Consider the following 934-nt stretch of genomic DNA (forward strand, 5'->3'; position numbering starts at 1 on the left):
CACTTGAAGCATTGCATTGTAGAACGTGTGCAAGATGGTGATGAAGAAGTAGTAGATGAATTATTAACAACCATTAAACGATTAATGAAATAAAGGAGATGCTAGAAATGGAAAACGTAACATTATCAGTACAAGGAATGTCTTGCGGTCATTGCGTCAAAGCTGTTGAAGGCGGTGTAGGCGAACTTAATGGCGTTAAAAGCGTAGAAGTAAGCTTAGAAGATGCAAAAGTAACAGTTGCATTTGATCCAAGTCAAGTAACGGTCGAAGATATTAAAGAGGCTATTGATGACCAAGGTTATGACGTAGCATAAACAGCATCGCGTGCGAATACCTTCGCACGCTTGATTTAGGAGAAAAATATACCCCTTGTAGGTATATAATAGGAGGCGAAACGCGGTGAGTGACAAACAAAAAGAATCCACCTTGCAAATTACGGGTATGACATGTGCAGCGTGTTCAAATCGAATTGAAAAAGGATTAAAAAAAATAGAAGGTGTAAAAGAAGCAAACGTGAATTTGGCTTTAGAAAGATCTACTATCATATTTGATCCGTCTAAAACAAGTCCACAGGCCTTTGAAGAAAAAATCGAAAAGCTTGGATACGGAGTTGTAAATGAAAAAGCCGAATTTGCTATTACTGGTATGACGTGCGCCGCTTGTTCGACTCGTATTGAAAAAGGGTTAAACAAATTAGAAGGCGTGACAAAGGCAAGTGTTAACCTTGCTTTAGAAACGGCTTCTGTTGAATACAGCCCTTCTCAAATAGCTCCGCAAGATATAACGCAGCGAGTTGAAAAACTTGGATACGGAGCAAAGCTAAAGTCGGAAGAAAGAGAAGAAGAGCAAAGCTACCGRGAAAAAGAACTGAGTAAACAAAGAGGAAAGTTTTGGTTTTCGTTTATTTTAAGCGTACCGTTATTATGGGCAATGG

Annotated in this window: 3 protein-coding genes; all 3 read left to right on the forward strand. The window is 39.0% G+C overall.

Annotation, left to right across the window (positions count from 1 at the left end; genetic code table 11):
• Window positions 1-93 (forward strand): metal-sensitive transcriptional regulator (locus tag AC1DRF_RS29805; protein WP_477742549.1); only part of this gene is annotated, 93 nt, incomplete at its 5' end.
• 14 nt (window positions 94-107) lie between these two features.
• Window positions 108-314 (forward strand): copper chaperone CopZ, encoded by a 207-nt coding sequence (copZ, locus tag AC1DRF_RS29810; RefSeq protein ID WP_013082796.1) that lies wholly within the window; start codon window positions 108-110, stop codon window positions 312-314.
• Between the two features lie 85 nt (window positions 315-399).
• A partial coding sequence (locus AC1DRF_RS29815) for a copper ion binding protein (RefSeq protein ID WP_477742548.1) occupies window positions 400-934 on the forward strand: 535 nt, incomplete at its 3' end.

It is taken from the genome of Priestia sp. P5_B4 (genome assembly GCF_056400385.1).